Here is a 26,301-nt window from a genome sequence, read left to right as displayed (position 1 = left end):
CAGCGCATACTTAGTAACACTTTTTTCTTAGAAAATGATACTATTGGATTACATAGAATAATTGATGGAAAATTGATGCGTTCAAAAGCAAGAGGAGGCCAGTAAGATGATAGACCCACAGACGAACGAACATTATGATGAAAACGAACAAGAGGAAGCATCTTCGTTTTACGATATCAAAGAAAAAGCAAGTATGAATCTTTCACAATTATTAGAAGATCTGCAAGCTTTTGAACAAGCTGTCCGCGAGGAGAATATTCCCGCGATCTATCAGTTATATAATGGACGCTTGAACGATGAGCTTAAAAAAAGCTCAAATGAAAACCATGAGATCGATCAGCTGTTGATGCGTAAGATCCATGACCGTTTCTTGCAAGAATTTCCCTTCATGAAACACACAGAGACCATCTCTCCGACGATGAGTTATTACCAGATCGGCACCTATTTTCATGAGCGAGCAACGATTGGGATCGATGCTAGCTTACCTGAAATCTTTGTATTGCCGCAAATCGATGAAGAATGGGAAAACTACGCGACGCAACAAACCCATGATTTTGATAAAAAAATCAATGAGTTAGAGGCAAAAGTGATCACTGCAAAAACAGAGATCGAGCGTTTAGAAGAGGCCATCAAAGAGATCGATCGACAAATCACTGAGTTAGATGATACGAAAGGATTCTTAAATCGTAAAAAAATAGACGAAGAAATCCAAGCGTTAGAACAAAAGAAACAAGCACTCGAAAATGAAAAATTAGGTTGGTTGCCTTATATCGAAGAACCAGAAAAAATCCAAAAACAAAAGCAAACCTTATTACATGAAGAAAAAGCGGACCAGTTACGCGCTGCGATCGTTGAAAAAGAACAACGTCAAATCAAAAAGTATTTTGGTGACATGGAAGGTTTCAGACAGTCGATCCATCGTTTCTTGATGTCGTACCTTGGCAGTGAAAACCCTGAAATAGTAGAAGAGGGAGGGGACGAGTGATGACAAAACAAGAAGATTTAGACCTACAAGAAGTAACAGCTGAAAATCATGGAACGACCGAGCCAGTAGAAGAAGCATCAAGCACCGACAAAGAGATGGCGAATGAAGTAGAAGAAATTCGCGAAGAAGCCAAAATCCATGAAAAAGAAAAAGTCGTCCCAAACTCGACGAATCAAACAGATAATGCGCGTTCAACGATCGAGCAAGCGGTCAATGAAAATCAAGCATATCTTTCTGGTAAACAACATGATCACGAAGACATAGTTGACTTGATTGCAGCCGCAGAAGAAGAGTTAGCTGATTTACGATTACGCAAATATTTGATCGAAGCGGATTTCAATGAGTTATTGGTCGCATATCATCGCTATGTGTTAGAAGATACACCGATTTCTGCCATTGCTAAGACAAGTTTGATCGAATACTTCGCTTACGAGATATTAAAACCATTGAATGATATCGGCTTGGAATTATCCAAACAAGCATATGATGTATGGGAAACAAGATATTTTTCAATCAATTATAGTTTGACCCCACAAAAAGAATTGATGTTCTCATTTGTGTTACCGACGATCGACCAACGATACCAAGTAGAATCCATTAATTTGATGCGAGTATCCCCAGAACAAATGACGATCGAGATCGATGATGACCGAGTGTTAGCATTGATTCGTCATTGGTCTGTTGAACGAGTGTTTTCGGCTAGTCAGATCACGATTTTCAATCACAAATTGAATCAATTATTTGCTTATGCACGTAAATTAGGCTTTACGGTCGATCAAACCTTGTTAGACAACACGAAGCCACTAAGATTAGATATTGCAAGTAAGTTTCCAGCCACGCAAGAAGTGTTAGATGATATTTTTATTGTCACAATGAAAAATCCACAGTATGATATGGAGAAATTAGACGACACGACTTATAAGGTGTTGCTTGATAAAGGACAGTCGCTCCAAATTTCTCTTAAAGACACAACACGGACAGATCTAGCGATTTCTTCTGGTGACTATCATCGTTCAGTGATCGATTTCTTTATCAATTATGAATTTTTAGTACCTTTGATGGTTCGCAAAGATTGATGGAAAAAGAGCAATCGTGCGATATATGTTTCAGAATGATCGACTCAGATGATCGATGAAAAAAGAGCCAAGGAATCGGGTTTCTCCTTGGCTTTTTTATACTTAGGAGGAGTAAAATGAAAAGAATAGGAACCAGTTTGCTCATTGTCTGTTCGATGTTGCTTTTCTTTACCGGTTGTACAGATCAAGAGACAAAAAAAGCGGACCCAAAACCGTCATCCATGGTGTCGAATGAAACAGCAACTATCACCTTGCAAGAAGATGGGGTCGATACCTTAGTAAAAAAAGTGACTTTCCATACAGGAGAAAACCTACTGGATGTGCTGGAACAAAACTTTAGTGTGGAAGAAGACAAAGGATTTATTACCTCGATCAATGGTCAGAGCCAAAATACTGAAGAAAAAAAATATTGGATGTTCAGTGTGGATGGTAAAAATACAAAAATGGGCGCAAAAGAAACGATTTTAAAAAATAATCAAACCGTCATCTTTAATTTAGATACTCTTTGATGTTGTTAAGAATGAAGGGAAGAAAAAGCAATGGAAAATTTGAAGAAGAGCGGAATGTTTTCTGTATTGGCAGCGTTAGGTGCTAATCTCTTAGTTGCGTTTAGTAAATTTGTCGGTTATGCCATCAGTGGCAGTGCCGCTATGTTGAATGAAAGTATTCATAGTATCGTTGACTGTAGCAATCAAGTATTACTACTAGTCGGTGACAAACGTGCGAATCGTGGTCAAAGTGAATTACACCAATTTGGCGAAGGACGAGCAAAGTATTTTTTCAGTACGATTGTTGCCATGATGTTGTTTTTTGGCGGGGGCGCGCTAGGTGTGATGGAAGCTTTTGAAAAACTTACCCATCCCGCCCACGAAGTTGGTAATCCTTGGATCGTCATCCTGATTCTATTATTTGGTCTCGCTATAGAAGGTAGTTCATTACGAATCGCAATGAAGGAAATCCACGAATTGAATACTGAAAACCTTTCAACCATGCGCTTTTTACGTGAAAGTCGCCACAGTGAGATCCTCGTGATCTTCACCGAAGATCTCTGTGCTGTAATTGGTCTCGTTCTTGCCTTAGTCGGCACTGGGTTGACCATGGTGACAGGGATCGCTGCTTTTGATGCCATCAGTGGACTATTGATCGGCTTTTTATTGATGGGTGCTGCTATCTTTCTGGCAAAAGAATTTTATAGTTTGATTATTGGCGAGAGCGTGACTACAACAGATTTGAAAAAGATCAAATTTGCTTTTGAGCGAAATGAAGTGAATCGCGTTATTGATATCAAAACTGTGCACTTAAGTCCGACAGAGATTTTAGTTGCGGCAAAAATCGATCTAGATGAAAACAAAGAATACCAAGTACACATGATCATCAATGATATTGAGCGGACGATCCGTGAACAATTAAAGGATAAAAAAATCTACATTTACATTGAAACAGATAAATATGATCCAAATTATTCGCAAATAAAGAAAACACAAGAAACGACGATAGAGAACGTCGAGAAATAATTTAGAAACTAGTGTTATTTTTTACTTATAAAAAAGTTTGATGGCAAAAAAACAACTCGTTTATATATAGAATAAAATCATCGGAAAAGTAGGAGGAAAATGAATTTCCTCTTATATTTTCCGATGATTTTTATTTTTTTTAATAGTTGTGCTTTGAAAATGAGAAAAATATCATGTTGTTTAACGATAAAACGGCTACATTTTTATTTATTTATGTTACAATTAGTCCGCTATTTATTTGTTGTAAATTGAAGGAGATATCGTTAATGAATAAACAGAAACGGGCGCCTTGGCAGGATTCGCTACATGCTTCGTTGCCACTTTGCCTTAGTTATATCCCAGTTGGGTTAGCTTGCGGAGTCTTACTGCAGCAAGTTGGCTTTGATCCACTCTTAGCTGGTCTATTATCTATCTTAGTATTTTCTGGTGGCGCACAATTCTTAGTTGCCTCTATGTTAGCCACACAAGCGCCATTTTCAACTACACTTTTGATGGTTTTTTTCTTAGAACTACGGTATATTTTGCTAGGGTCGAGTCTTTCAGGCTTTATGAAGAAAGAAAAGCGATTCTTTTTAGCTGTGTTCTCTCAATCATTGAATGACGAAAATTATGCAGTCAATTATTTGAAGTATTCCACTGATCCCACTTGGGACAAGCGAAAAGCTTTATATGTCAATTGGTTTTCAATGGGGGCTTGGGCGATCAGTAACATGGTCGGAAATATTTTTGGATCAGTGATCCGAGTGGATACGGATTTGGTGCATTTTGCCTTAACTGCTATGTTTATTTTTATGTTCATCATGCAAATGAAAAATGCTTTACTCATCTTCACAGGGATCTTTTCTGGGATACTCAGTGTCTTATTCATGGTACTTTTCCAAAACACTTTCGGTTTGATCGTTGCAACGTTGATTGCTTCTTCGGCGGGTTTTGTATTAGAAAGAGCCTTCAAGAAGGAAAAAGAAAAGAAATCCAGCAAAGAGACCCAACCTTTGAATGAGCCATTGTTCCATTTCCCAGAACAGGAGGTGCAACATCATGACTGAGTGGTACTTGTTGTTATTGGTGATCAGCTTATTTGTCGTTGCCTACATTCCACGAGTTTTTCCTATGCTTTATTTTACACATCGAAAAGTGCCTAAATGGTTTAGCGAATGGATGAAATATGTACCAGTTGCTTTGTTTGCAGCGTTAGCCTTCAAAGATGTTTTTATCACGCATGAACATTTAGATATTGCGTGGAACATCAAAATTGTTGCAATGCTATTTGTAGCAGGTGTTGCTTATAAGACTCGCTCAATGGCGTTGTCTGTCATTACAGGACTTGCGTCTGTGTTTTTATTATCAATGTTATAGAATTTCTTAAGCTTCTCCAAAAAATTGGGAAGCTTATTTTTTTGTTTTCCTCAACGAGTTGTCCTCCATGTTTTTTTTGTTATAATAGGGAAGATGTTTATTCTAATAGAGATAGTTGAGGTTGACATATGAATAAGAAATTGATGCAAGGGACATTTTGGCTTACCTTTGCCAATCTACTCTGTAAAGTTTTAGGTGTCGTTTATTTGATTCCTTGGTTAAGTATGATGGGAAACAATCAAGATGGCATGTTAGCAACTACCCTTTATAATGTGGGCTATTTACCATATGGCCTTTTCCTGATGTTAGGTACTGTTGGGTTTCCAAATGCGATAGCAAAAAAAGTCGCGGTGGCGACAAAAAATGGAGATGAACAAGCTTGTCGGGTCATTTTTCGCAGTACGATCAATATCATGTTCGTTATCGGGATCATATCTGCCGTATTGATGTATTTGTTTGCTCCCGCTTTGGCGAAAATCAGTCCGATCTCGAATGTCGATAACGGTATTTTGGCGATTCGTAGTCTCTGTCCTTCCTTAGTAGCGATCCCAGTATTAAGTGCGATGCGCGGTTACTTCCAAGGGAAAAATCATCTTCGCCCTTACGGTACTTCCTTGATCATTGAACAGGTGATCCGTGTAATCGTGATCTTAGCTGGTACGTATTATTTGCGTGTGTTGACAGATGGCACGATTGTGCAAGCGGTATTGATCAGTACTGTTGCTTCTTTCTTCGGTGGACTTGCGGCTATTGGTCATATGTTTGTTGTCGGACGGCAAAACGATTATTTCCGTTTAAAAGATTTCTGGATCTCAAGTCGCTATTTCCAAAAAGACAATCGTTCTGCGTCTGTTTCGATCATTCGAGAAACCTTACCATTCATCTATGTTGGTTCGGTGATCACGATCGTGCAAATGATCGATCAGGTGACGATGAAACCATTCTTACATTTATTCAGACCGGAAATTGCCGACCAACAACTCGAATTTTTGTTTAGTCGTGCATCAGTCAATCCGAACAAATTGACACTGATCTTGATTTCAATGGTCGGAACGGTCGCAATCAGTAGTCTGCCGATCCTAAGTACATTAGGAAAAAAAGACCGACTACAGATTGAAAAAACAGTCGGGGACAGCTTCTCGATTGCTTTATTGATCCTTTTGCCTTCGCTAGCAGGGATGTCCTTATTAGCAGGACCGTTATACACCTTGTTTTTTGGCTATGATCCAGAGAGTGTCGGCTACTTCCAGATGGCACTTTTAGCTTCCTTGTTCTTCTCGTTGTTTACGATTTTATCGACGATGCTCCAATCATTGAATCATCATTTGGTTGCGATCAAACTGACAACAGAAGCTATTATTTTAAAAGTCGTATTCCAAGCGATTGGGTTAGCTTTATTTGGCGGATACGGAATGAGTTTATCTAATACAGTGGCTTTTGCTTTTGTGTTTGTTCGTGGGTATCTTTATTTATCAAAAGAATACCGCATCTCGCCATTCGCAAAGATCAGTCATTTCTTCTTGAAGACGTTTCGTTCGACAATGGCCATGTTGCTTCTATGCTGCATTCTTTTCTTCGTGTTGAGTCTTTCCTTATCCATGACATCAAAAACGCATGCAGTCATTTATTGTGTGGTGATCGGTGGTGTCGGCGGCTTGACGTTTGCCTTTGCCCAATTTGGCAGAAATGCCATGCAAATGGTCAAGAATTTCAGACGATAAAGGGATGAAGTGGCAAGCACCAGTGATTCTATAGGTAACTAAGAGTGCACGCTAATTTCAAATAATAAGCCAGGACTTGAGAAAAATTCTTTCAAGTCCTGGCTTTTATTCGTTCTTATAAAGGATGAAAGTGATAAAAACCTTAGATTTTAATAAAAAACATGGGTTGCTTTTTCTATAATCCGGACAAAGGTTCAAATCTTTTCTTACTTATGATATAGTATTAAGGACTGGTAAAATTCTTTGAAACGAGGAACTTAAATAAATGAAATTAGCAATCGTAACTGACAGTACAGCTTTCCTGCCAACACGTATCAAGAACCATCCTGATTTATATGTGATTCCAATCCCTGTAATCTTGGATGGAAAAATTTATAACGAAGGCATTGACATCGAAGCAGACGAATATTACGGACTATTGAAAAACAGTAAAGATTTTCCAACAACATCCCAACCTGCTGTAGGTGAAGTTTTGGCACTATATGAAGAACTAAAAGCCAAAGGCTATGATACGATCTTAAGCATACACTTATCAAGTGGGATCTCTGGATTCGTCAATACATTATTTGCGATGAAAGACGACGTCAAAGAGATGACGATTGTTCCTTATGATTCGAAAATCACCAGTATGCCAATGGGGCATATGGTTGAATCTGCTTTAGACTTGAATGATAAAGGTTATTCACTTGAAGCCATATTAGCTCACATCGATCGAATCAGAGACAATACATACGCCTATTTGATCGTTGACGACTTGAACAACTTAGTCCGTGGAGGTCGCTTGACTAATGGTGCTGCGCTGATCGGGGGGCTATTGAAAATCAAACCGATCCTGACTTTTTCGGAAGGGAAGATCATTTTATTCGAGAAGATCCGTTCAAGCAAAAAAGCTTTTGCCCGTGCAGAACAAATCATTGGCAAACGAAATGAAGAAATCAAGCCACCAGTAAAATTGTATGTGATCCATGCAAACAATTTAGAAGTTGCCGAAGAAGAAAAAGCAAAACTTCAAAAACAATACCCACAAGCAGAAATCGAGATCGGCCACTTTGGACCAGTGATCGGTAGTCACTTGGGTGAAAAAGCGATCGGTATTGCGATCTCTGCACAATAAAAATGCCAGAAAGCAAAAAATAAAAAAAATAAAAGAACAGTTTGAGCAATGATTTGCTTGGACTGTTCTTTTTGCATTTCTCACTTTATTATCTTATACTATCTTTAATTATCTAGTAATTTACTAAATCACTAAATTACTAAAAAGGAGTAGAGAAGGATGGAAATACCAACAAATTTGAAACATAAACCAGTGATCGTCGTTGAAGATTATGATAAAGTTGATGGCAGAAATGCCTTGCATACAGATGCAAAAGGACTGTCTTTAGGATTAGCTCAGTGGAATGATCGAGGCAAAGTCGATATCTCAGGAAAAGTGTGGCGTCATACAGGAGAAAAGTGGTCACGTCAATCAGAAGAATTACCGATCACTCGTATTCTTGACTTAGCGATCTTAGTGGCGCAAGGAAGTGTTTACTTCCAGGATGCCTACCGCCATGAAAAATTTTACGACCCTGAAAATCCTGTCGTTGATATCATCGGTTTGCAAGGAAACCGGATGACGGTGGAAGTGGACACAAAAAATCCTAAAATCGATGAAGATATCATGTTATACTACGATGCTTTACAAAAAGATGGCGAATTACTTGGTGAACGTTTTCGTATCTTGAAACGTCTATTAGACGATCTAGGGTATTAATGTTATAAGGAAGTGTTTAATCATGGAAAACTTTTCACTCACCAATCAACGAACGTTTACACCGATCGAAAAACAAATGATTTGGAAAAAACCAACAAGTCATCAAACAAGTGCTGAAGAGCTGCGTATTGCAACTGAAATCAAAGCAAACTGGCTAGATCCGGAAATGAAAATCAGCAATGTGCTATTAGAAGGGGATGCAGGTTCTGGGAAAACGCAATTAGCAAAAGCTTTGTCTTTTGATCTGCAGTTACCTTATACGAAAGTAACATGCTTTGCTGATATGGATAAATCAGATGTCTTTGGTGCGTTACTACCTGTCATTGATTCAGACCAAGAAGAGGATCAAGAGTTATTGACCGCTATTTATCAAACGGATACATTAGCTGCGGTATTGACGTTGATCGAACAATATTACTCCGTCGATCAACTCACGGCAAAACAGAAATTAGCCGATCTCGTGCAACGAATCGAAAACAACCAAGAAAGTACGATCCACTATAAATACTATCCGTCAGAAATCGTTCGTGCCATTGAAAAGGGCTATCTTTTAGAAATCCAAGAGCCGACTGTAATACGTGATGCTTCGGTCCTTGTCGCCTTGAACTCTGCCTTAGAAACAAACGGTTTGTTGAACTTACCTACTGGTGTGATCAAACGACACCCAGACTGTATCATCATCATTACAACCAATCGTAACTATCAAGGGAACCGACCATTGAATGAATCGCTTCGAGATCGTATGCAACATGCTGAGAAAATGGATCTGCCAGAGCTTTCAGTCATGGTGGAACGTGCTATCAGCAAGACACAAGTTAACGAGCCGATACTTTTATTGAAAATGGCAGAAGTGATCCGTTTGTTAGATAAAACTGCCAAAGCAAATGCCATCAAAGGTGTGGCAGGTATGCGTTCTTACTTTTATTGGGTCAATACAATGAAACAACATCAAGACATTTTCGTATCGCTCTATCCCAAAGTCTTATATAAACTGACGACTGATCCAGATGAATTACACATTTTGACGACTGCACTAACTGATAGTGGGCTTTTAGATGAACTGAGAGACTTACTTCGTCAAAAGAAATGGGGGGACTTATCAGACGAATCCCCACGAATCAAAGGACGGACCATTCGTGCAGAAGAAGCGATAGAACGTCAAATCGATCAGTTGGCAGAAGAAACAACATCGCTTGCTGAACAACCCTCAGAAAAAGAGGAAGTGTTGCAAGAAGAAGAACAGACAAAAGAAGCAACGGCGAAAGAAGAAACTCCGACTGACACGTTGCCTTTATCGGAAGAGCGGAGCCAAGAAGTCGAAGGGCGTAGTCAACAGCAACAGCAATCAGATGACGAATCCCAAGAGATGTCAGCTTCAGATATGGAAGCCTTGGACAAACAGCTCAAGCGTGAACTTAATAAAGAAGCGCGACAGTTGATGAAAGGTACGATCCATGAAAAAGAAGGAATGATCGTTCATCGCCCTAAGTTTGCTGTCATAAATCCTGAAGTAGCGACTATCCGACAAGAAATCGATCCGATCGTGGATTCATTGAGTCGGCAAATCCTTGATCTTTTGGAAAATGAACAAAGTGAAACTTACCAAAAAGGAAAGTACGAGGGACAACGTTTTAATGCTAGTCGAGTAGCTTATGGTGATTTACGGCAATTTGATAAAAAAAATCCCCCTCATGAACAACCTTCTTTGGCAGTGGCTCTACGAATCGATGAATCTGGTTCGATGGTTCGTGAAGACCGCATGACAGCTGCAAAAAAAGCCGCATTTGCCATCGCCGCATTTGCTAAAAAAGTACGTATTCCTTTGTTGATCTATGGAGATACAGCAGATGTTTCGACAAGAGAAAAGACATCTGTCTTTTCGTACAAAGAATTTTCAGATTCATTTGAGTGGTTGGAACAGAAATTAGTGACTATGAAGCCAAGACAAAACAATCGTGATGGCGCAGTGTTACGTCTGATTGCTGGAAAGCTGGCAGAACAACCTGCGACAACCAAACTGATCGTCAACATCAGTGATGGCCAACCAAAAGCGTTACCTGATTACACAGGCGCTAAAGCAAAAAAAGATATCCAAGAAGTCTTGACCGAGTATGAACGCCAAGGTATCGTCTTTATTTCTGCGGCAATTGGACAAGATAAAGAAGAAATCAAAGAAATCTACGGCGCAAGTCGCTTTGTCGATATTACCGATTTATCGACATTTCCCAAACAATTGATCCAATTGATTTCTCGTTATTTATAAATAAATATTAAGCGAATATCAAAGATGATGCGTCACTCATGGTCTTTGATGTTCGCTTTTTTGAGTTCTTTCATTTATGATAAGCACTACTCCAACTGATGTAAGCATAAAAAAGTTAACGGTAACAAATATGTAACCGCTTGAAATTGAGCTATAATAAAGAAAAAAGGGGGATAAGCATGAAGCAGTCAGAAAAGTGGTGGAAAGAAGCAGTTGGTTATCAAATCTATCCAGCGAGCTTCAAAGATAGCAACAACGACGGTATTGGTGATATCAACGGGATTCGCCAAAAACTTAGCTATTTGAAAGAGTTAGGGATCGACTTTATTTGGATCAATCCTATTTATCAGTCCCCATTTGTCGATAACGGCTATGATATCAGCGATTATCAAGCAATTCTCAAGAAGTTTGGTACAATGGATGAGTTTGATGCTTTATTAGCTGAAGCCCATCAGATGGGGATAAAGATCATCATGGATCTAGTCATCAATCATAGTTCCGATCAGCATGAATGGTTTATTGAATCTCGTCAGTCGGTCGATAACCCTTACCGCGATTACTACATTTGGGTCGATGGTACACCTGATCAAGCCCCGAATGAATGGCAGTCGATCTTTGGTGGTTCAGCATGGCAATACGATGAGCAAACTGGTCAATACTATTTACACATTTTTGCGAAAGAGCAGCCTGATTTGAACTGGGAAAGCGACAAGCTAAAAGATGAACTCTTCACGATGATTCGCTGGTGGTTAGATAAAGGGATCGACGGATTCCGCTTAGATGCAATTTCTCATGTAAAAAAAGATGAATATTCTGTCAAGGCAACTGAGAACCCATTTTCTCCTTTTCAAAATGTCTCCGGCATCGAAGATCATTTGACAGAATTAAAAAATGTCTTTGATGAATATGATATTATGACGGTAGGAGAAGCGAGTGGTGTATCCGCAAGCGAAGGTCCTGAGTGGGTAGGCGAAAACGGCTATTTTGATATGATTTTTGAGTTTGACCATATTTCGATCTGGAAACATGAAAAAGACGGGGATCTAGATGTATTGAGTTTGAAACAATCATTGAGCGCTTGGCAACGAGCACTGGATGGCAAAGGTTGGAACGCTCTTTATATGGAAAACCATGATGTACCAAGATGTGTGTCTGTCTTTGGAGATACGTCTCCTGCATATTGGCAAGTTTCTGCAAAAGCAATCGCCATGATGTATTTCTTTTTACAAGGTACGCCATTTATTTATCAAGGACAAGAAATCGGTATGACGAATCTACCATTTTCCTCTATTGATGAGATCGATGCAGTAGATTCGAAACGATTGTATCAACAATTGCTTGATGAAGGACGTTCTGAAGAAGAAGCATTGGATATCGTTGCCAATACGACAAGAGATAATAGTCGTACACCGATGCAATGGAATGATCATTTGTATGCTGGTTTTTCTGAGGTTGCCCCTTGGTTGCTCGTCAATCCGAATCATCAAATGATCAACGTTGCTGATCAAACCAATGACCCCGAATCGATTTTATCTTTTTACAAAAAAATGATTGCTCTACGTCGAGAAAACAAAGGGTTGGTTTATGGTAGTTTCAACGAATACCTACCTGAAAATGAACAGCTCTTTGTCTACGAACGAGTCCTAGAAGAAGAACGTTATCTGATCATCGTCAACTTGACTGATGAAGCAGCGACTTATACATTACCAACGGAAATTAAAACAACTTGGGAAGTATTATTGGAAAATCAATCCGGTCAAGAATTTCAATCAAGTGGTACATTCGCCCCATATGAAGCGCGTCTTTATCGAAAAATTTAGCTGACATGAAAAAAAACTACGAACATAAGAAAGGGAACACCCTCTTATTCGTTCGTAGTTTTTTCTTATTCGTATTGCGCGCGAGGTCCGCCAATGTATTTAGGACGAGACCGTAAAGCAGTGACATGCGCATGACCTAATGTGTTAGAACGAGGACGTACAGGCACTTGAACATGCTTGATGTGCATCCCGATCGCAGTATCACCGATGTCGATTCCTGCTTGAGCAACGACATGTTCCACTTCGACGGGATCGCTGAATTGTTCAAATGCTGAAACTGAGCAGGCACCTCCTGCATGGAGTGCCGGAATGACAGAGACGATCTCAAATTGTTTCTTTTCCGCTACTGGACGTTCGACGACTAATGCTCGATTAAGGTGTTCACAGCCTTGGACTGCTAACGAAATGTCAAGAGGGTCTAATTGTTCTTTCAATGTTTCGATGACCCATTGTCCGATTTCTGCATTTGAGTTTTTACCAATATGTCCACCAACAATTTCACTAGTACTGCATCCTAGAACGAATAGATCGCCAGCTTTAAGATTGGCTTCATCGAGGACGTCAGAAACTATTTCAGATAATTGTTGTTTGAAACTGTCTTTTGATACTTCCATTTTCAATTCATTCCTTTTATTTGTTTTTTACCGTTGATTGTTGCAGAGGTAAACTCATCAATGCCTTTATAAGTGGAATCGCCACCACGATACCGACGATATTTTGGACCAAATTACTTGGTAAAGATGCGACACCGACGGGCCAGTCATAAAGCAACCAACTAGCAAAGAAGTAGCCTGCCACCATGATGATCGTACCAAGTGATAGCCCAATGCCCCAACGTACAGAACCTTTACCTGCAAAATAGCCAGCAACCAGTCCTTGTAAGCCGTGGATCAATAAAGAGAAGATCGCCCATTGGGGATAGCCGGATAATAAATCAATAAACAAGCCACTTCCTGCACCAACGATCAATCCACCCATCGGACCAAAAAGGGCAGCTGCGGTATAAATGCCGACTTCACATAAGGTGACAAATCCGTTGGTTCCAGGTATTGGGATCAAGATGACCAAAGAGATCCCCACAGTTAAAGCCGTCAGCATGGCATAAATCGCAATTTTTTTAGTATTCATTCGTTATTTCCACTCCTTTTCCTTTTGACCAAACACTTCCTGTTTGGTCATTCATCATGACACCATTCAAGATACAGTCATAAACAAAAGCCTTACTCCGGGCAACCGCATCTGCCAAAGGATAATCTAAGGCCAGATTTGCAGCAATCGCGGAAGCAAACGTACATCCTGCACCGTTGACAGTCTGTTCTTCTAACTTTTCTCGCCTAAAGGAAATTGTTTCCTTTCCATTGAATAAAACATCCAGTGCTTCATTACCAATAATCCTAGTGCCACCTTTGATCACTACGTTCTTAGCACCAAGTGAATGAATATATTTTGCACAATCGATCATTTGGAGAAATGTCTGAACTGGTTGACCATAGAGCAGGGAGGCTTCTTTCAAATTTGGGGTCAATATATCCGCAAAAGGAAATAACTCCTGTATCATTTTTTGCATATAGGCTTGATTCAAGGTATTTGATGTTTCCTTAAAGGCAAACACAGGATCGATCACAATGGGAATATCCTCAAAATATGTAAGGAAATCCTTCACAACGTCAATGGCTTCCAATGAATGCAATAAGCCAATTTTTATCCCATCTAAATCTGTCATACGTTGAATCGAATCTAACTGCTTGGCTAACCATTCAGGCGGGATCGTCTCTAATATAAACGAACCATCTGAGTCAAGCATTCCGATACAGGTCAATGCACTCATCCCAAAAATATGATGGTTTTCAAATGTTTTTAGATCGGACTGTATGCCGCCACCAGCAAACGGATCAGAACCGCCAATCGTTACTATTTTCTTCACTTTCATCCCTCCACAAAAAGAGTATACCTTGTTCCATTAAAAAGAAAAACAGCCAATTGGCAGATTATCAGGTCAGCCACTTTAAGTCGGAGAGGGAAAAGAAAACTATATACAAAAAAAACAAGCACTTTCCTCACTAGAGGAAAAGTACTTGCCTGAACCACTGGATCAGTAATTATTTATTGGCTTCTTTAAATTCCTTTTCAATTTGTAACCGTTGGACTTTCATGGTTGCTGTTCTTGGAATATCTTCGTAAGCACGAATGATCGATGTATTCAAACGTGGCAATTCATGGACTTGGTTCCACCAACGATCCCAATCCATCTCTTGATTCGGCGCTAAAGCAATGATTGGTTGTGGTGAATTGTCTTTATCGCGAACGATGACGACTTCAGCTAAAAATTCCAATGAATCCAACAAATAATCTTCGATCGCTAAAGTACTGTTGATCGTATCGATCAAGTCAACTTGACGATCTTTCAAATGCAGATGGCCATTTTCGTCGATACAACCATAGTCGCCACTATCCCACCAAACACCATACACATTTTCTTGGAAACGAGCATCTTCTTTATAATAAGTCAATGCGCGACCTTTTGATAACAAGTGGATATGACCATCTGTGTTCGCAGGTAATTCATTACCTTCTTCATCAGCGATTCTTGCTTTGGTCAAGTCACCTAGACCGACCCCCATATCACGTGCATCACTTGTTTTTAAGCTCTCCAACGTATGAGCTTTCAAAATCATCGGTCCACATTCACTTTGTCCGTAGACTTGCAAAAAGATTGCTTCTTTTGTTGCTGACGTTTGAAGGAATACTTCCATTGTTTGATTGTTGATGGCATCAAATGTAGAGTGATAGTAGCGAATACCTGAAAAAGCTTCTGGATGCTCTCTTGCAGTGAAACTCCACTGAACAAAGTTATTTGGATGTGTCTCTAAAGCAATTGGTGGATTTTCTACTAACAGTTTCACTACATGTTCACCTTGAGGATCTGCGATTGGCATCATCGGAAAGCCCATCGCCATAAGAGAAGAGATGCCGATGTTGAATCGTGAATGAACCGGCGAAATATGAAAAGCGACTAATTTCTTCTCGGCGATCTTAGTAAATACCGTTTTTTGCCACTTTGTCCGCCAACCCATTGAATGTGCAGAGTGGCAAATCAATTTAGGGATGCCGGTCGTGCCAGAAGTGTGAGTCATATAAGAGATTTCATCATTATCTAATTTCTTTTGTTCCACAGGAGTTGCGGGTTGTTTGAGCAAATCAGCTACAGCTAATTGTTTGCTCTTTGTACCATTAGTGATTCCTGCAACACGTTCACTTGTCACTTCGTCGAATAAGATAAAAGGATCTTCCAAACGATCAACAAATACTTCTAAGGTACTTGTTGGCAAATGATAGGAAGGCATGACAGGAACTGCACCTAGATAAGACGCAGCAACGGCCATCAAGTAGGTATCAAAAGCAGAGCTTTTGTAAATCATGATTTTATCACCAAGTGTCACACCTAAACTAGCGAGTTGATAGGCACGCGTTACTACTAATTCATGACATTGCTTGTAAGTGCTTTTAAAACCAAGCTCCGGATAAGCCACTAATGCCTGATCAAAAATCATTGGGACATCAGGTGTGCGTTCAGCAGCTTCTTGAAAATTCGTATAAAGATTAAGTGGGGTATAGTCGATTGTTTCCATCTTTCACGCTCCATAAATAAATTTGTTAATAAATGTACAAAGTCTAATTTATGATAGCATATCCTCAAACTAAATAACAGAAAAACCTGGATGTAAAGTTATCTATCGAATCGAGAGAAAGACCGAGAAAAAACTACACATCCACTTGATATGACTTAAAGAGGGGATCTTTTGAGAAAATACTTGCCCCATCGCTTTTTCAATTTTTTAAACTACTAAGAGGGGAAACTCCTACTAATGAATTTTTATGAACAAAAATATACCATAGACTTCTATACCTTTCATATTTTATCACTCAGATAATTAAATGGAAGCTTTGTTAATACATAACAATTTTCTATTACATATAAATAAAAAAGCTTATAACAAAGGGTTTTTTCGACATTTTTTTATTTTTTTCAAAAAAATAGTACTTAAAATCAGTTATTTTTCCTACAAGATAATCTAAAATAATAGATATACCATTTTAATTAATCAGCTGTATTGAAAAGGAGCGAAAAAAATGCCAATCGAGGAACATCGTAAAGTAGTCGGTACATTTGAGAATAAGCGCAATAAAAAGTCCAATCCAGATGCAAGGCAAGAAATAGCAAATTTCATCGCTAGTACTGCAAATACTCAGCTAACAGAACAAATTAGATGGTCTCCATTACTTTTCCTTCAACTATTAGTCATTGCTGATTCTTTTGCTATGAGAGGGGTCCCCCCAAGAGCACTTCGTACAAGTAGGCCTGCTTTTGAAGCCGATACCACAGTTGAGATTGGTCCATTAGAAACAAATGTGAATCAAACCACGATCCATTCACTCTTTTTTCGTTCGAGTGTCAATACGACCCTCGTTCAACCAGCACAACCGATCAATGCTTCTGAATACCTTTCTGATCCTGTAAAAAATGCAACCTTACAAGAACCTATTTCTTTAGCTGAATTTACACACCATTGGACACTGCAGGTCCATAAAACCATTCATAATCTGGAAAAGATCGATAAGTGTAATACCACCGTCACGCCCATGTCCGTACTTGAGTATGGGTTGTGGGAGAAGAAAAATCATACACTCTATCATTTTAATACGATCTGTGAAGAAGCGAAATCAAAATCACTTCAATTAAGAGAACAAGCAAAAGACGATCAGCAAGAAATCCAGCATTTTTCTTTTAAAAATAAAGATTCAAGGAATAAAGTAGACTTGGGTAAGATCCAACGTGAGTCAAAAAATATTGCTCGTATGGTTCTATCATCTTACTATGATCATGACGCGGAACCTTCAAGTAGTCACAGCGAAAACAATCATACTCGGCCGTTCCTGCCAACCTCTTTTTGGGACAACTTAACAGATACTTTCACTTCTTTTTTTCACGAATACCAGAATAGTAGTCACACGACTGGTTCAGGTGAACCACCAGTGGAGAGCGTATTATCAACGTTTTTTACAGTATTAGCACGGACATTCTCAGCGGAACATCTTGCAACTGAACATGCTCAAAAAGAAAGTAGAAGGGGCGCTGGGGCAACATATTTTCCTCAAGTACTCATGAGTGAACAACCTCAGCCATCTATGAGCCACCAAGATCAGGCACCCAAGAACGACCAAGCAACTGACGCACCGATTTTGGAAGAAGAAGAAGAATATCTCGCAGCGCCATTATTAGAATTAGCAAAAAAATTCAACGAACGAATCGATCAATTCTTTGAAAAGAGCAACTTTCAGATATTTCCTGGAGCAGAAGCGTTACCAATACCTAAAAAAAATCCGACTGATCACTTTTTACCTTATGCCTCTAGTACGAGTGTTTTAATGAATTATATGGAAGAAGAACCTTCTGTGGAACTAAAAGCAACAGTCAATGAGGTACTAAAGCGTTACGTGAATATTGAACCTTCACTTTCAATAACTGTTAAACAATTGACACCCTTTTGGTTTCATCTAGTGCTCTTTCAGAAGCGATATAAAGTGGATGCAGTAATGAATACCCTCAGAAAATCGCTTTGCGAGTTGTCTGATGCCGTTTGTTTCTCGAATAGTATTTCCACAAAAGAATTGTTTCGTGGGCTTCAGGAATGGGGAACTTCAAAGGACCCAAGTGATTACGAACAAGTCCTAGAAAGAAGACAAAAGATAGCCAAACTCATTTTAGAAGCTTATGACGTAAAAGTAGATGGGATTACTGATATCGAAGCAGTCAAAATCTTTCTACAAGCGCGAAATAATCATGCCTTTAAGTACTATACATTTCACGAACCTAAATCATTGGATCCAGCCAATCAACAAACAATTAGTTCATCCTCCTTACCTGATGTCCGCCCTTATGATGCTAGTCAAACGCCACTGAACTCAGCCGTAGCAATATCAGCACTAACTCGAGCCTTCTTTGACCAAACAATGGATGCCTATATGAAAGATCAGCCTTTACCTATTCCACCAAAAGAACCAATAAACGCCATGTGGTTTGACTTAGATGTCTATCAGCAGCGTACCAAAACTGAAATCGCTACAAATAGAATGAAAGAGAATGTTTGTGAATATCTCGGATTATGTTTGATTGATGATCTGTCGACCAAAGATTTTTTCCTTACCTTACAAAAATGGGGAAGTAAAGGGATGTCAAGTACTAGCATACTGGAGAAGAGACTTCAAATCGCTCACCTCATCCTTCAAAGTTATGGTTTGAAGGATGAGGTGATTTCCGACGAACGTGCGATTGCGATTTTCATCCAATGGCTTCATAACGACGCCCTAAAACATGTTCCATTTACCGAACAGCGTCTAATAGACCTACATCCTATCCAATCAGTTCATTTAGAGCATAAGAAACTTTTACCTTATGACATCAGTGCGCAAGTATCGTTAAAATCAACGAGAGAGCTTTCAGAAGAAGAACAATCAGTCGTCAATAAAATAGTCATGGCTCATTTGAAGAATCAGCCTTTACCAGACAATTCCTCTGTGCCTTTACCTCCGATATGGTTTGATTCAGAGTTATTTGATAAAAGGGAAGAAACTGAAAAAGTCAACGGCCTCATTATTAGAGAACTTAGTAGCCAGTATGTTGAATTAAACCAATTATCGGAACTAGCACCAAATGATTTTTCGCTAGTTTTGCAGAATTTCGCTAGTAGAGGTCGATCAGATGCGGTGATTATTGCGCGGAGACTTCAAATTGCCAAAACGATTCTTGATAAGCATGGGTTATCTGCCCATAACTTATCGGAAGAACGCGCAATCGCTATTTTTATGCAATGGCGCTATAACAATGCTTTTAAGGGCTACAATTTCAAAGAAGAAAGCGAGAAACACTTCATCCAAAAACGTACAGGGGGAAGAACAGATAATCCCTACCCAGGAACTTCATTGTATGAAACTGCTCAAAGTTTACAAGCGCCATTATTTTCATATGAGGAACTGCACATAGATGTAGAACACAAATTAAAATTATGGACTATCTCCTATCTTGACACGAGATACTTGTACAATACATTGATACCACATGTCATACTAATGCCATTCTGGTATCATTCGATCATTTTTGAAGAGCGAAGCCAAACTGAAACAATCAATGGGGCTGTGAAAGATTATCTGGCTCATGAAGAGGGGGATTTCCGTCAATTAAACGACTCAGTCATACGCTATACCTTCATTGAGCTGGCCTCACTGGAAAGTGAAGAAAGTCCTGATCAGTCATTGATTCGAAGGAGAAAAATCGCACATGTCATACTTGATACACTCAGACGTCCAGCGACAAAATTGACGGATGCAGAAGTAAATGCGATTTTCTTACAATGGCGAACGAACAACGTGTTTATTGCTGCCAACTTTAAAAATATAAAAACGATTCCTTTACTTGAATCCCCACAAGTTGATGAGATAGCAACTACGGATCAAACGGTGAATCCTTCTCTTTCATCTCAAGAGAAGGATTTGATACAAATCAAGAGAATCGTGCAAGAAATTAGCAATAATAGGCAACCCTCGGAGGCAGATAGACAGAATATCCCGAATTGCTATTTTGTTTTTTCAATTTATCAAAATATCTATAGAACGCATGTAGTCAAAGAAAAAATTAGGAAATACCTACGCCAGCAAAATATTGTTGGCGAACTCGATACGTCTGAGAAATTGATTAACGAAGTGGACAAATGGGTAGGGGAAGAATGGGAAGTTGAAAATAGTGTCGATGCGGGAAAGATGCAATTTCTCACGTACATGATCTTGGAAGAATATCGTGTGGAGTTTATGAGATTTGGAGAGGTCCTTTCAACAAGAAAAATGCAGGCAATTTATATGCAATGGAAAATGAATACATTACTTGAAGGTGGCACATATAAAGACACGGATGAACAAACGATTTATTACAAATTATCTCCTCCAGAATCTCCATATGTTATCAGTAACTTTCAACATAAACAGGACAGTGATCAAATCTATAGAGCCTTTAGTAGGGGGTATAATTCCGAACTTTCTACTGAAAAACCAATCATTCCATATGTCTATTATAAAAATATTTTCGATAAACAGGAAGAAACGTATTCCGTCAATCCAGGGGTTAGAAACTATCTTCTTACACAAAAAGTCCCGACCATACCTCAAGAAACCGAAGGTTTGACAAAAGCATTGGAAGACTGGATACTTTCCGAACCAAACTATTATCACATGGTTGAACGTGTAAAAAAAGCGGCAAAAATCATTCTGCAAGAATACAACGTTAATGAAGAGGATTTAACCCTTAACAAGGCGTATGCGGTAATCCTTCAGTGGGTTAACAATAATGCGCAGTTTGATTTCACTTTTGATATGCAGAAAATATGTTTTGCCTATGGAACAGAAGAAGCTAGCAAAAATCAAGAAATACTTGAAAAAGCGAAAGCATTTATTTCTGAAAACAACATCGAACAAAGTACGGAAATAATCGGGCAAGCAGAAATTGATACATTCGGAAGATCTGCGATACAAGTGGAAGCAACATTTAAAAAAATAGCTGATTTCTTAACTTCTGAGGGATATCCTTGTGATACTGACGATACAGATAACTTAGTAAGAGTGGCATCTTATTGGACACTTAAAGAGGGAACGGCAGAAGAAATACTTGATTTCGGTAAAATCAAAAAATTAGTCGTAATGATTCTAGGCGCAAGACAAGCACAAAGACTTTCAAACAATGAGCTGCAACAAGCATTCGTCAAATGGGCCGTGGAAACCTTAGAAATGGCTGCTCCACCAACGATAACTTCTGTACCAGTAATCACTCCCGCGCCTGCTCCTATCGATCAATCCTTTGGTACTAGAGAAGACCGTGAATGGCGTGATCTAAGCATCAGAAAGCAAATCGAAAGTTTCTTTCAAGACAAAAAGTTACTTCCTGATAAAGCAGCAAAAGAGGATATATTGATTGCTTTTGCCAAATGGTTTTCACAAGATGGGGCGGGAATCACACTAATGCCTGACAAAACCCAAGAGATTGCAAAAGTCATTCTAAGAGCCATGAACCGATATGGTGGTGAAACAAGCGAAGTAATCAGTCACAAAAATGCAGAATTAACGGTAACAAAATGGATTTTTGAAAATATATTAGGCTGTTCAATCGAAGCCTATGTCGCTAAGAATATCCTTGCTTCGTCAAATCCATCCGTCTTTACCATCGGTCAGCTAAGGAAATTGTTTGAGATCGACGAGATGCTTAAAACAGGCACTATCTCATTTGGTCAACTACGCACGGCTAATGCAACAGAAGAATCTTTGATACTTTTAAAAAAAATGTGGATTCTTTTGGTTCAAAAAACATTACCGAATTATTTTCTTGAGACGAGTCAGTTAGCAGACGAGTTACTGATTTCTGAATTTGGCTCATTGGTTCAGCTGGTCGGATCGAAATTACTTGATAATGAAGGCTACATCAGCCAGTTCAATCAAACTGAGATTCGTAAATTAGGTGCCGCGTTCTGCGAGACGATTAGTGTACAAGGCATTTCAACTCTGGACGAATTGAATCATGTCTTAATAGCAGCGTTGATTGCTACAGCGCAATTCGATCCAGAAGGATTACGAGAAGCAGGTAAGACCGGAGATTATAAAGGCTATGCGTTAAAAGTCTTTCTAGGGTATTGGCAAAAGCGGCATGAACTGAGTTTACAACTTCAAGAAGAAGTCCAAAAGCGATTTTTGACTTTTCAAGCAGCGATGATCAACTGGCGACGAAAACAAGTGATCACAGAAGAGGTCGTCCAGGAATGCGTACGGCTTGGTGCACAGTCAACCTTTGGCATAGGGGAAACCTACCTAGGCGGAGGTAGCCCATGCCCAAGTCTATACACTCCTGTAAATATTGAAGTTGCTTATACAAGCTTGACAAAACAGGTGTCAGAAACTTATTTCAGCTTTGATCAAAAGATCATTGAATTTTCATTTAATACGATGAATCTAGTAGAATACGATTTTATATTTTCTCCTACTACTCAAATTTACGGCGCAACTGCTCAATTAAAAAATAAAGTGCACTATTACGCTCCCTCTGGTCCTGGAGTGATGCCTCCCGTCTTTTTTGCTCGACGTGAAACATGGTTAGACACCACTCTTTCTCTCGATCAAACCGATTTATTTGTGGCGATAAATGGGACAGAAGAACGATTATATGCGTTGAAAAAGCTACCAGATGAAGGTGGCTACATTATCTATCGTGTGGATAAAAAACCATTACTCTACCTTAACTTTGGTTTATTCAACAACAAAAAAGTTTGGGGCCAAGGTTATCAAGCAGAAGGGGATAAGATTCGCATTGGAGATAAACTTTTTACCTTTACTGTTGAGATCAATAAAGAGAAGAAGCTCAGTCAAGGAATCGATAATCAACCGTTAATCGATTATTTTGCTCATCTACACAAAGATATACTATACAAGCTTTTGTATGATTTTGGAAACGATAAAACCATCAAGGAGAAAGTATGGAATATCGTTAAACACTTTATTCCGTTTTATGATTGTGTCGTCGGCATTATTGATCAAAATGTAGGTGAAGCAGCCACGTCTTGTGCCATTGATGCTATTTTCTTGATCCCTTTCCTTGGCCAAGTGACCTCTGTGACTTCAAAATTTGCTTTAGGGACAGCAAAAGCAATGGCAACGGGTGGTATGAAATCAGTCATAAAAAATGCTCCTCATTTTCTTCCTACCATAACTGATGTAAAGTTCTTATTGAAAAGCAGTGCTCGTTACGTAGATCCGGGATTTGAGTTATTGATGGGCGGCGGAAAAATAGCTATCAAGCGATTGATCAATTTGCAATATACACATTTAATTACAGAAGAAATGAAATTGTTACTAAAAAAACTAGAAAAATATCAAGGGGCAAAGATGGCTAAATCAATGGAAAAAGACATGGTTTTAGCTAAATTGACAAAAGATGGTCCGTACATCTTTGTTAAACGTAAAAAAGGTCACTTGTATCTGCAGGTGACAAATATAGAAACAGGTGATGTCTTTGGTCGCTACTATACATTGAATGGTGATCAATTGAAAGTATTTGAAGGGCCTATTCCTTCAACCCCTGAACAAATTGAATTGGTTAAACGGTTAACAAGCTCAGTAGTTGTTTATAAATCGTTTGGAGAGGAAAAAAATTTAAATCCAAAAGGGTATGGTGAGGGTACCATCTTAACGATCACAAAAGTAGATCAACCAATTGAGTATTATATCAAGATCAATGCACAGACCGTTCCAGTCCGAGTGACGACGATTGATGGTCAAGGTACTCGCTATGACGTGTGTGAAGGAAATAAAGTCTTTCCTGTAATGTATAATGGGATCGAATGGGGGTTTGAGCCACCCTCATCCCAAACGGTGACAAAAGAACTCATCGAGTCGCTGGAAAAACAGCTGGATCAGTCTGAAATATTGAAAGACCCAACCACGCTTTCACCACCCGATGAAAACGGATTGATGTGGAATGCTCAAAAGAACGCCTACATCAAGATCAAGGATCAGTATGTCCCAATTCAATTACTTGATGCAGAAGAAAGTCGCTATTCTATAGTAAAGAAAAATGCGAATGCCCCAATGACAGTTTTACGTTTTGAACCTGAGATGAATCAATTTCGCTTTGAAACACCAGAAGAAAAAAAAATGATTGACCTAAAAAACGCGATACTAACGGCTGGAAAGAGGAAGAAATACGAAGAAAAAGTCATTCCTAGCACGTCAAAAGACGCTTCTTCAAGTTCACAAGCTGAAGGACCACCCAAAAAAACGCCTCAGTATATTGAATATAACACTCTTCCACCAAAAGCTGGAATGGAAAAAGAATGGAATGCACTACGAGATACTGTCCCATATGCAGACAGTATCGCTAGAACGATCGATCTTAGCATCAAACTTGAACCTTTGACTGCTTTTATCCCAGAACTACCCAACCGAGTCTTAACAAACCAAGAAGAGCGCCTAGTAAATGAACTCACTGGCGGAATCAACTTACTTTTACCAAAAAAACCTGCGCTTCTTTATCGCGTATTTACAGGGCTTGATCCAACTACATTTCCAAATTTTCTCCAACCATTTATCAATAAATTTAATGAAGAAGTAGAAAAATCTTCAGCAGTTTTTCAAGCGTTTATAGAAAAAGCGGACGAGTGGTTAAGTCATGATAATATCGCGGATACAGAGGCTGCCAAACTCTTAATTCCATTCTTTGAATTGCAGGGTGTTGCAAACAGGGAAGCAATCATGAGAGCAACGCTCAACAGACTCAAATCAGTGTGTGAAAAAGGGAACCAATTTATTCAACAATCGTCTGCTTTTGGCTTTAATAATATTTTGACAGTATCGACTAATTTAGTTTACCAAAAAAAAACAAAAAAATACCTCTCTCGGTATAGCTCCCCGCCACAAGCAAATGCCTTTGTTTTGCGCTACGATCCAGAGGCTCGAATTATTATTCTAGCAGATTCTTTTCATGTAAATCCAGCTCTAGCGGAAGGCAAGGATACAGAATCTATGGTAAAGCAAACCCTTATCCATGAAATAACACACCTTGTATCTCTCACAGATGATTGGCTAGCCTTTGATTTACCAGACATAGGTGAGGATATGCTTAGTCTCAAACAAGTATTAGATGAATATAAGGAGGATGCGGCTAATCTAATAGTATCAAAGCCATTTAACGACTTCGTTGATCAAATTTCCAAACAGCTCAACTTACCAGGTCTATCAGCCGAAAGCGTCAGAGAGGCACTAAAAACAGATCCTTTTCTACAAGCAAATATCAAAATGACTGATGCAGAAACAGTGACAATCCTACTTATAAGTCTTGCTGAGGGATTACCGTTCGAAAAAGCAAAACTAAACAAAAGAGACATAGCGAATAGTCAACTAGGGTCTGGTTATCTTATGCTTGCTATTGCCTTATCAAGTATCCTGAATTATACCGCACATAAGAAAGAAATCCAGCTGGAACAAACCCAGACGATTGAAAATAATAAGACTACAACTTCTGCTCCAGTGAGTGAAGAACATCCTAGAGAAAAAAGAGGGATCAACACCACAATCACTTATGGGAAAACAGCTAGCACTATTACCAATACACAGGGAGCGATCACAAAACAAAAAATGGAAAAAAATTTCTACAACCCATTCAGATTGTACAAAAAGAATCAAAAGGAACAATATCCTTATGATCCGTCCAAGTCTGGCAAGAATAAATCAATGAAGCGCAGCGATTTGAATCTATCTCAACGATGAAGTTCCAATAAATGTGTTAATCCGGCAATAACCATGATTTTCTCAGAAGATGGTCAGTAACCCTAGTTGTAAAAGAATGATGGAAGCAAGAACAGGTAGATCTTCTTGATTGTCTAAACCAAAAAATGCCATTTTAAATAGGTTATAACGGAAATACACATCTCCGAGTAGTAAGTAGGCAAGAATCTGGGACACCCCCCATGTCGCTAACGTACCTACCTCACAGGCTGAAAATAATAAGAAAGAAGACCTAAGATCCATTTATGTCGATAAAAAATCAACCTAGCAAGTTGATAGAACCAGATAACACAAGCAACTTGCTAGGCGATTAATTTGATTATTTGTTTATTTCAGTGTAGGAGAAATCACACTTCTTTGCACCGACAGCAGCAAATGAGTGGGAATGAATGTAACGATTGCTGCAGAGACAATTCACTGCATCTTTATCTCCTAAGTATAA

Annotated in this window: 16 protein-coding genes; 12 read left to right on the top strand and 4 right to left on the bottom strand. The window is 39.0% G+C overall.

Annotation, left to right across the window (positions count from 1 at the left end; all coding sequences use genetic code 11):
* Positions 1 to 106 precede the first annotated feature (106 nt).
* The 11 genes from I2F89_RS00670 to I2F89_RS00620 all read left to right on the top strand — a co-directional run bounded on the left by I2F89_RS00670 (position 107) and on the right by I2F89_RS00620 (position 12,488).
* Complete coding sequence (locus I2F89_RS00670) at positions 107 to 985, top strand: viral A-type inclusion protein (protein ID WP_074799012.1); 879 nt, start codon at positions 107 to 109, stop codon at positions 983 to 985.
* Entirely contained in the window at positions 985 to 2,061 is a 1,077-nt protein-coding gene (locus I2F89_RS00665; protein ID WP_071867067.1) for a hypothetical protein, read from the top strand. Before I2F89_RS00670 ends, I2F89_RS00665 begins: the two co-directional genes overlap by 1 nt.
* Before the next feature lie 116 nt (positions 2,062 to 2,177).
* Complete coding sequence (locus I2F89_RS00660; RefSeq protein ID WP_071867066.1) at positions 2,178 to 2,570, top strand: DUF4430 domain-containing protein; 393 nt, start codon at positions 2,178 to 2,180, stop codon at positions 2,568 to 2,570.
* 30 nt (positions 2,571 to 2,600) lie between these two features.
* Positions 2,601 to 3,575: a cation diffusion facilitator family transporter gene (locus I2F89_RS00655; RefSeq protein WP_071867065.1), complete on the top strand. Its 975-nt coding sequence runs from the start codon at positions 2,601 to 2,603 to the stop codon at positions 3,573 to 3,575.
* A 266-nt stretch (positions 3,576 to 3,841) separates the two neighbouring features.
* A complete protein-coding gene (locus tag I2F89_RS00650) occupies positions 3,842 to 4,621 on the top strand; it encodes an AzlC family ABC transporter permease (protein ID WP_074799011.1) in 780 nt (259 codons plus the stop codon).
* On the top strand, positions 4,614 to 4,931 hold the full coding sequence (locus tag I2F89_RS00645; RefSeq protein ID WP_019723212.1) for an AzlD domain-containing protein: 318 nt from the start codon (positions 4,614 to 4,616) through the stop codon (positions 4,929 to 4,931). The genes I2F89_RS00650 and I2F89_RS00645 overlap by 8 nt, the downstream gene beginning before the upstream one ends.
* 128 nt (positions 4,932 to 5,059) lie before the next feature.
* Positions 5,060 to 6,652 carry a polysaccharide biosynthesis protein gene (locus tag I2F89_RS00640; RefSeq protein ID WP_071867062.1) on the top strand — a complete coding sequence of 531 codons (1,593 nt, stop codon included), beginning with the start codon at positions 5,060 to 5,062 and terminating at the stop codon, positions 6,650 to 6,652.
* A gap of 265 nt (positions 6,653 to 6,917) precedes the next feature.
* Positions 6,918 to 7,766, top strand: a complete 849-nt coding sequence (locus I2F89_RS00635) for a DegV family protein (protein ID WP_019723210.1) — start codon at positions 6,918 to 6,920, stop codon at positions 7,764 to 7,766.
* Between the two features lie 159 nt (positions 7,767 to 7,925).
* Positions 7,926 to 8,405: a DUF6530 family protein gene (locus I2F89_RS00630; protein ID WP_010735448.1), complete on the top strand. Its 480-nt coding sequence runs from the start codon at positions 7,926 to 7,928 to the stop codon at positions 8,403 to 8,405.
* A 22-nt stretch (positions 8,406 to 8,427) separates the two neighbouring features.
* Positions 8,428 to 10,668, top strand: coding sequence for an AAA family ATPase (locus tag I2F89_RS00625; RefSeq protein WP_195513228.1), 2,241 nt, complete (start codon positions 8,428 to 8,430; stop codon positions 10,666 to 10,668).
* A gap of 179 nt (positions 10,669 to 10,847) precedes the next feature.
* On the top strand, positions 10,848 to 12,488 hold the full coding sequence (locus tag I2F89_RS00620) for a glycoside hydrolase family 13 protein (RefSeq protein WP_071867060.1): 1,641 nt from the start codon (positions 10,848 to 10,850) through the stop codon (positions 12,486 to 12,488).
* A gap of 65 nt (positions 12,489 to 12,553) precedes the next feature.
* Here I2F89_RS00620 and I2F89_RS00615 read toward each other — a convergent pair whose 3' ends face one another.
* The 4 genes from I2F89_RS00615 to I2F89_RS00600 form a co-directional block, all read right to left on the bottom strand.
* Positions 12,554 to 13,102: a TIGR01440 family protein gene (locus tag I2F89_RS00615; protein WP_071867059.1), complete on the bottom strand. Its 549-nt coding sequence runs from the start codon at positions 13,100 to 13,102 to the stop codon at positions 12,554 to 12,556.
* Positions 13,103 to 13,118: 16 nt separating this feature from the next.
* Complete coding sequence (locus I2F89_RS00610; protein WP_195513227.1) at positions 13,119 to 13,616, bottom strand: ECF transporter S component; 498 nt, start codon at positions 13,614 to 13,616, stop codon at positions 13,119 to 13,121.
* Entirely contained in the window at positions 13,606 to 14,412 is an 807-nt protein-coding gene (locus I2F89_RS00605; RefSeq protein ID WP_071867057.1) for a bifunctional hydroxymethylpyrimidine kinase/phosphomethylpyrimidine kinase, read from the bottom strand. The genes I2F89_RS00610 and I2F89_RS00605 overlap by 11 nt, the downstream gene beginning before the upstream one ends.
* Before the next feature lie 175 nt (positions 14,413 to 14,587).
* Positions 14,588 to 16,117 (bottom strand): AMP-binding protein, encoded by a 1,530-nt coding sequence (locus I2F89_RS00600; RefSeq protein WP_195513226.1) that lies wholly within the window; start codon positions 16,115 to 16,117, stop codon positions 14,588 to 14,590.
* 502 nt (positions 16,118 to 16,619) lie between these two features.
* On the opposite strand from I2F89_RS00600, the gene I2F89_RS00595 reads away from it, so the two are divergent.
* Positions 16,620 to 25,841 carry a QWxxN domain gene (locus I2F89_RS00595; protein ID WP_195513225.1) on the top strand — a complete coding sequence of 3,074 codons (9,222 nt, stop codon included), beginning with the start codon at positions 16,620 to 16,622 and terminating at the stop codon, positions 25,839 to 25,841.
* Positions 25,842 to 26,301 lie beyond the last annotated feature (460 nt).

It is taken from the genome of Enterococcus sp. 1001283B150225_161107_E12, from assembly GCF_015556925.1.
GTDB lineage: Bacteria > Bacillota > Bacilli > Lactobacillales > Enterococcaceae > Enterococcus_B > Enterococcus_B mundtii.
Note: the sequence above shows the minus strand (reverse complement) of the source record. Positions and strands in the feature narration are given on the sequence as shown.

Bases quoted from the DNA above. Each gene is read 5' to 3' on its own strand.
- I2F89_RS00670 (WP_074799012.1), top strand. From the start codon at position 107: ATGATAGACCCACAGACGAACGAACATTATGATGAAAACGAACAAGAG.
- I2F89_RS00665 (WP_071867067.1), top strand. From the start codon at position 985: ATGACAAAACAAGAAGATTTAGACCTACAAGAAGTAACAGCTGAAAAT.
- I2F89_RS00660 (WP_071867066.1), top strand. From the start codon at position 2,178: ATGAAAAGAATAGGAACCAGTTTGCTCATTGTCTGTTCGATGTTGCTT.
- I2F89_RS00655 (WP_071867065.1), top strand. From the start codon at position 2,601: ATGGAAAATTTGAAGAAGAGCGGAATGTTTTCTGTATTGGCAGCGTTA.
- I2F89_RS00650 (WP_074799011.1), top strand. From the start codon at position 3,842: ATGAATAAACAGAAACGGGCGCCTTGGCAGGATTCGCTACATGCTTCG.
- I2F89_RS00645 (WP_019723212.1), top strand. From the start codon at position 4,614: ATGACTGAGTGGTACTTGTTGTTATTGGTGATCAGCTTATTTGTCGTT.
- I2F89_RS00640 (WP_071867062.1), top strand. From the start codon at position 5,060: ATGAATAAGAAATTGATGCAAGGGACATTTTGGCTTACCTTTGCCAAT.
- I2F89_RS00635 (WP_019723210.1), top strand. From the start codon at position 6,918: ATGAAATTAGCAATCGTAACTGACAGTACAGCTTTCCTGCCAACACGT.
- I2F89_RS00630 (WP_010735448.1), top strand. From the start codon at position 7,926: ATGGAAATACCAACAAATTTGAAACATAAACCAGTGATCGTCGTTGAA.
- I2F89_RS00625 (WP_195513228.1), top strand. From the start codon at position 8,428: ATGGAAAACTTTTCACTCACCAATCAACGAACGTTTACACCGATCGAA.
- I2F89_RS00620 (WP_071867060.1), top strand. From the start codon at position 10,848: ATGAAGCAGTCAGAAAAGTGGTGGAAAGAAGCAGTTGGTTATCAAATC.
- I2F89_RS00615 (WP_071867059.1), bottom strand. From the start codon at position 13,102: ATGGAAGTATCAAAAGACAGTTTCAAACAACAATTATCTGAAATAGTT.
- I2F89_RS00610 (WP_195513227.1), bottom strand. From the start codon at position 13,616: ATGAATACTAAAAAAATTGCGATTTATGCCATGCTGACGGCTTTAACT.
- I2F89_RS00600 (WP_195513226.1), bottom strand. From the start codon at position 16,117: ATGGAAACAATCGACTATACCCCACTTAATCTTTATACGAATTTTCAA.
- I2F89_RS00595 (WP_195513225.1), top strand. From the start codon at position 16,620: ATGCCAATCGAGGAACATCGTAAAGTAGTCGGTACATTTGAGAATAAG.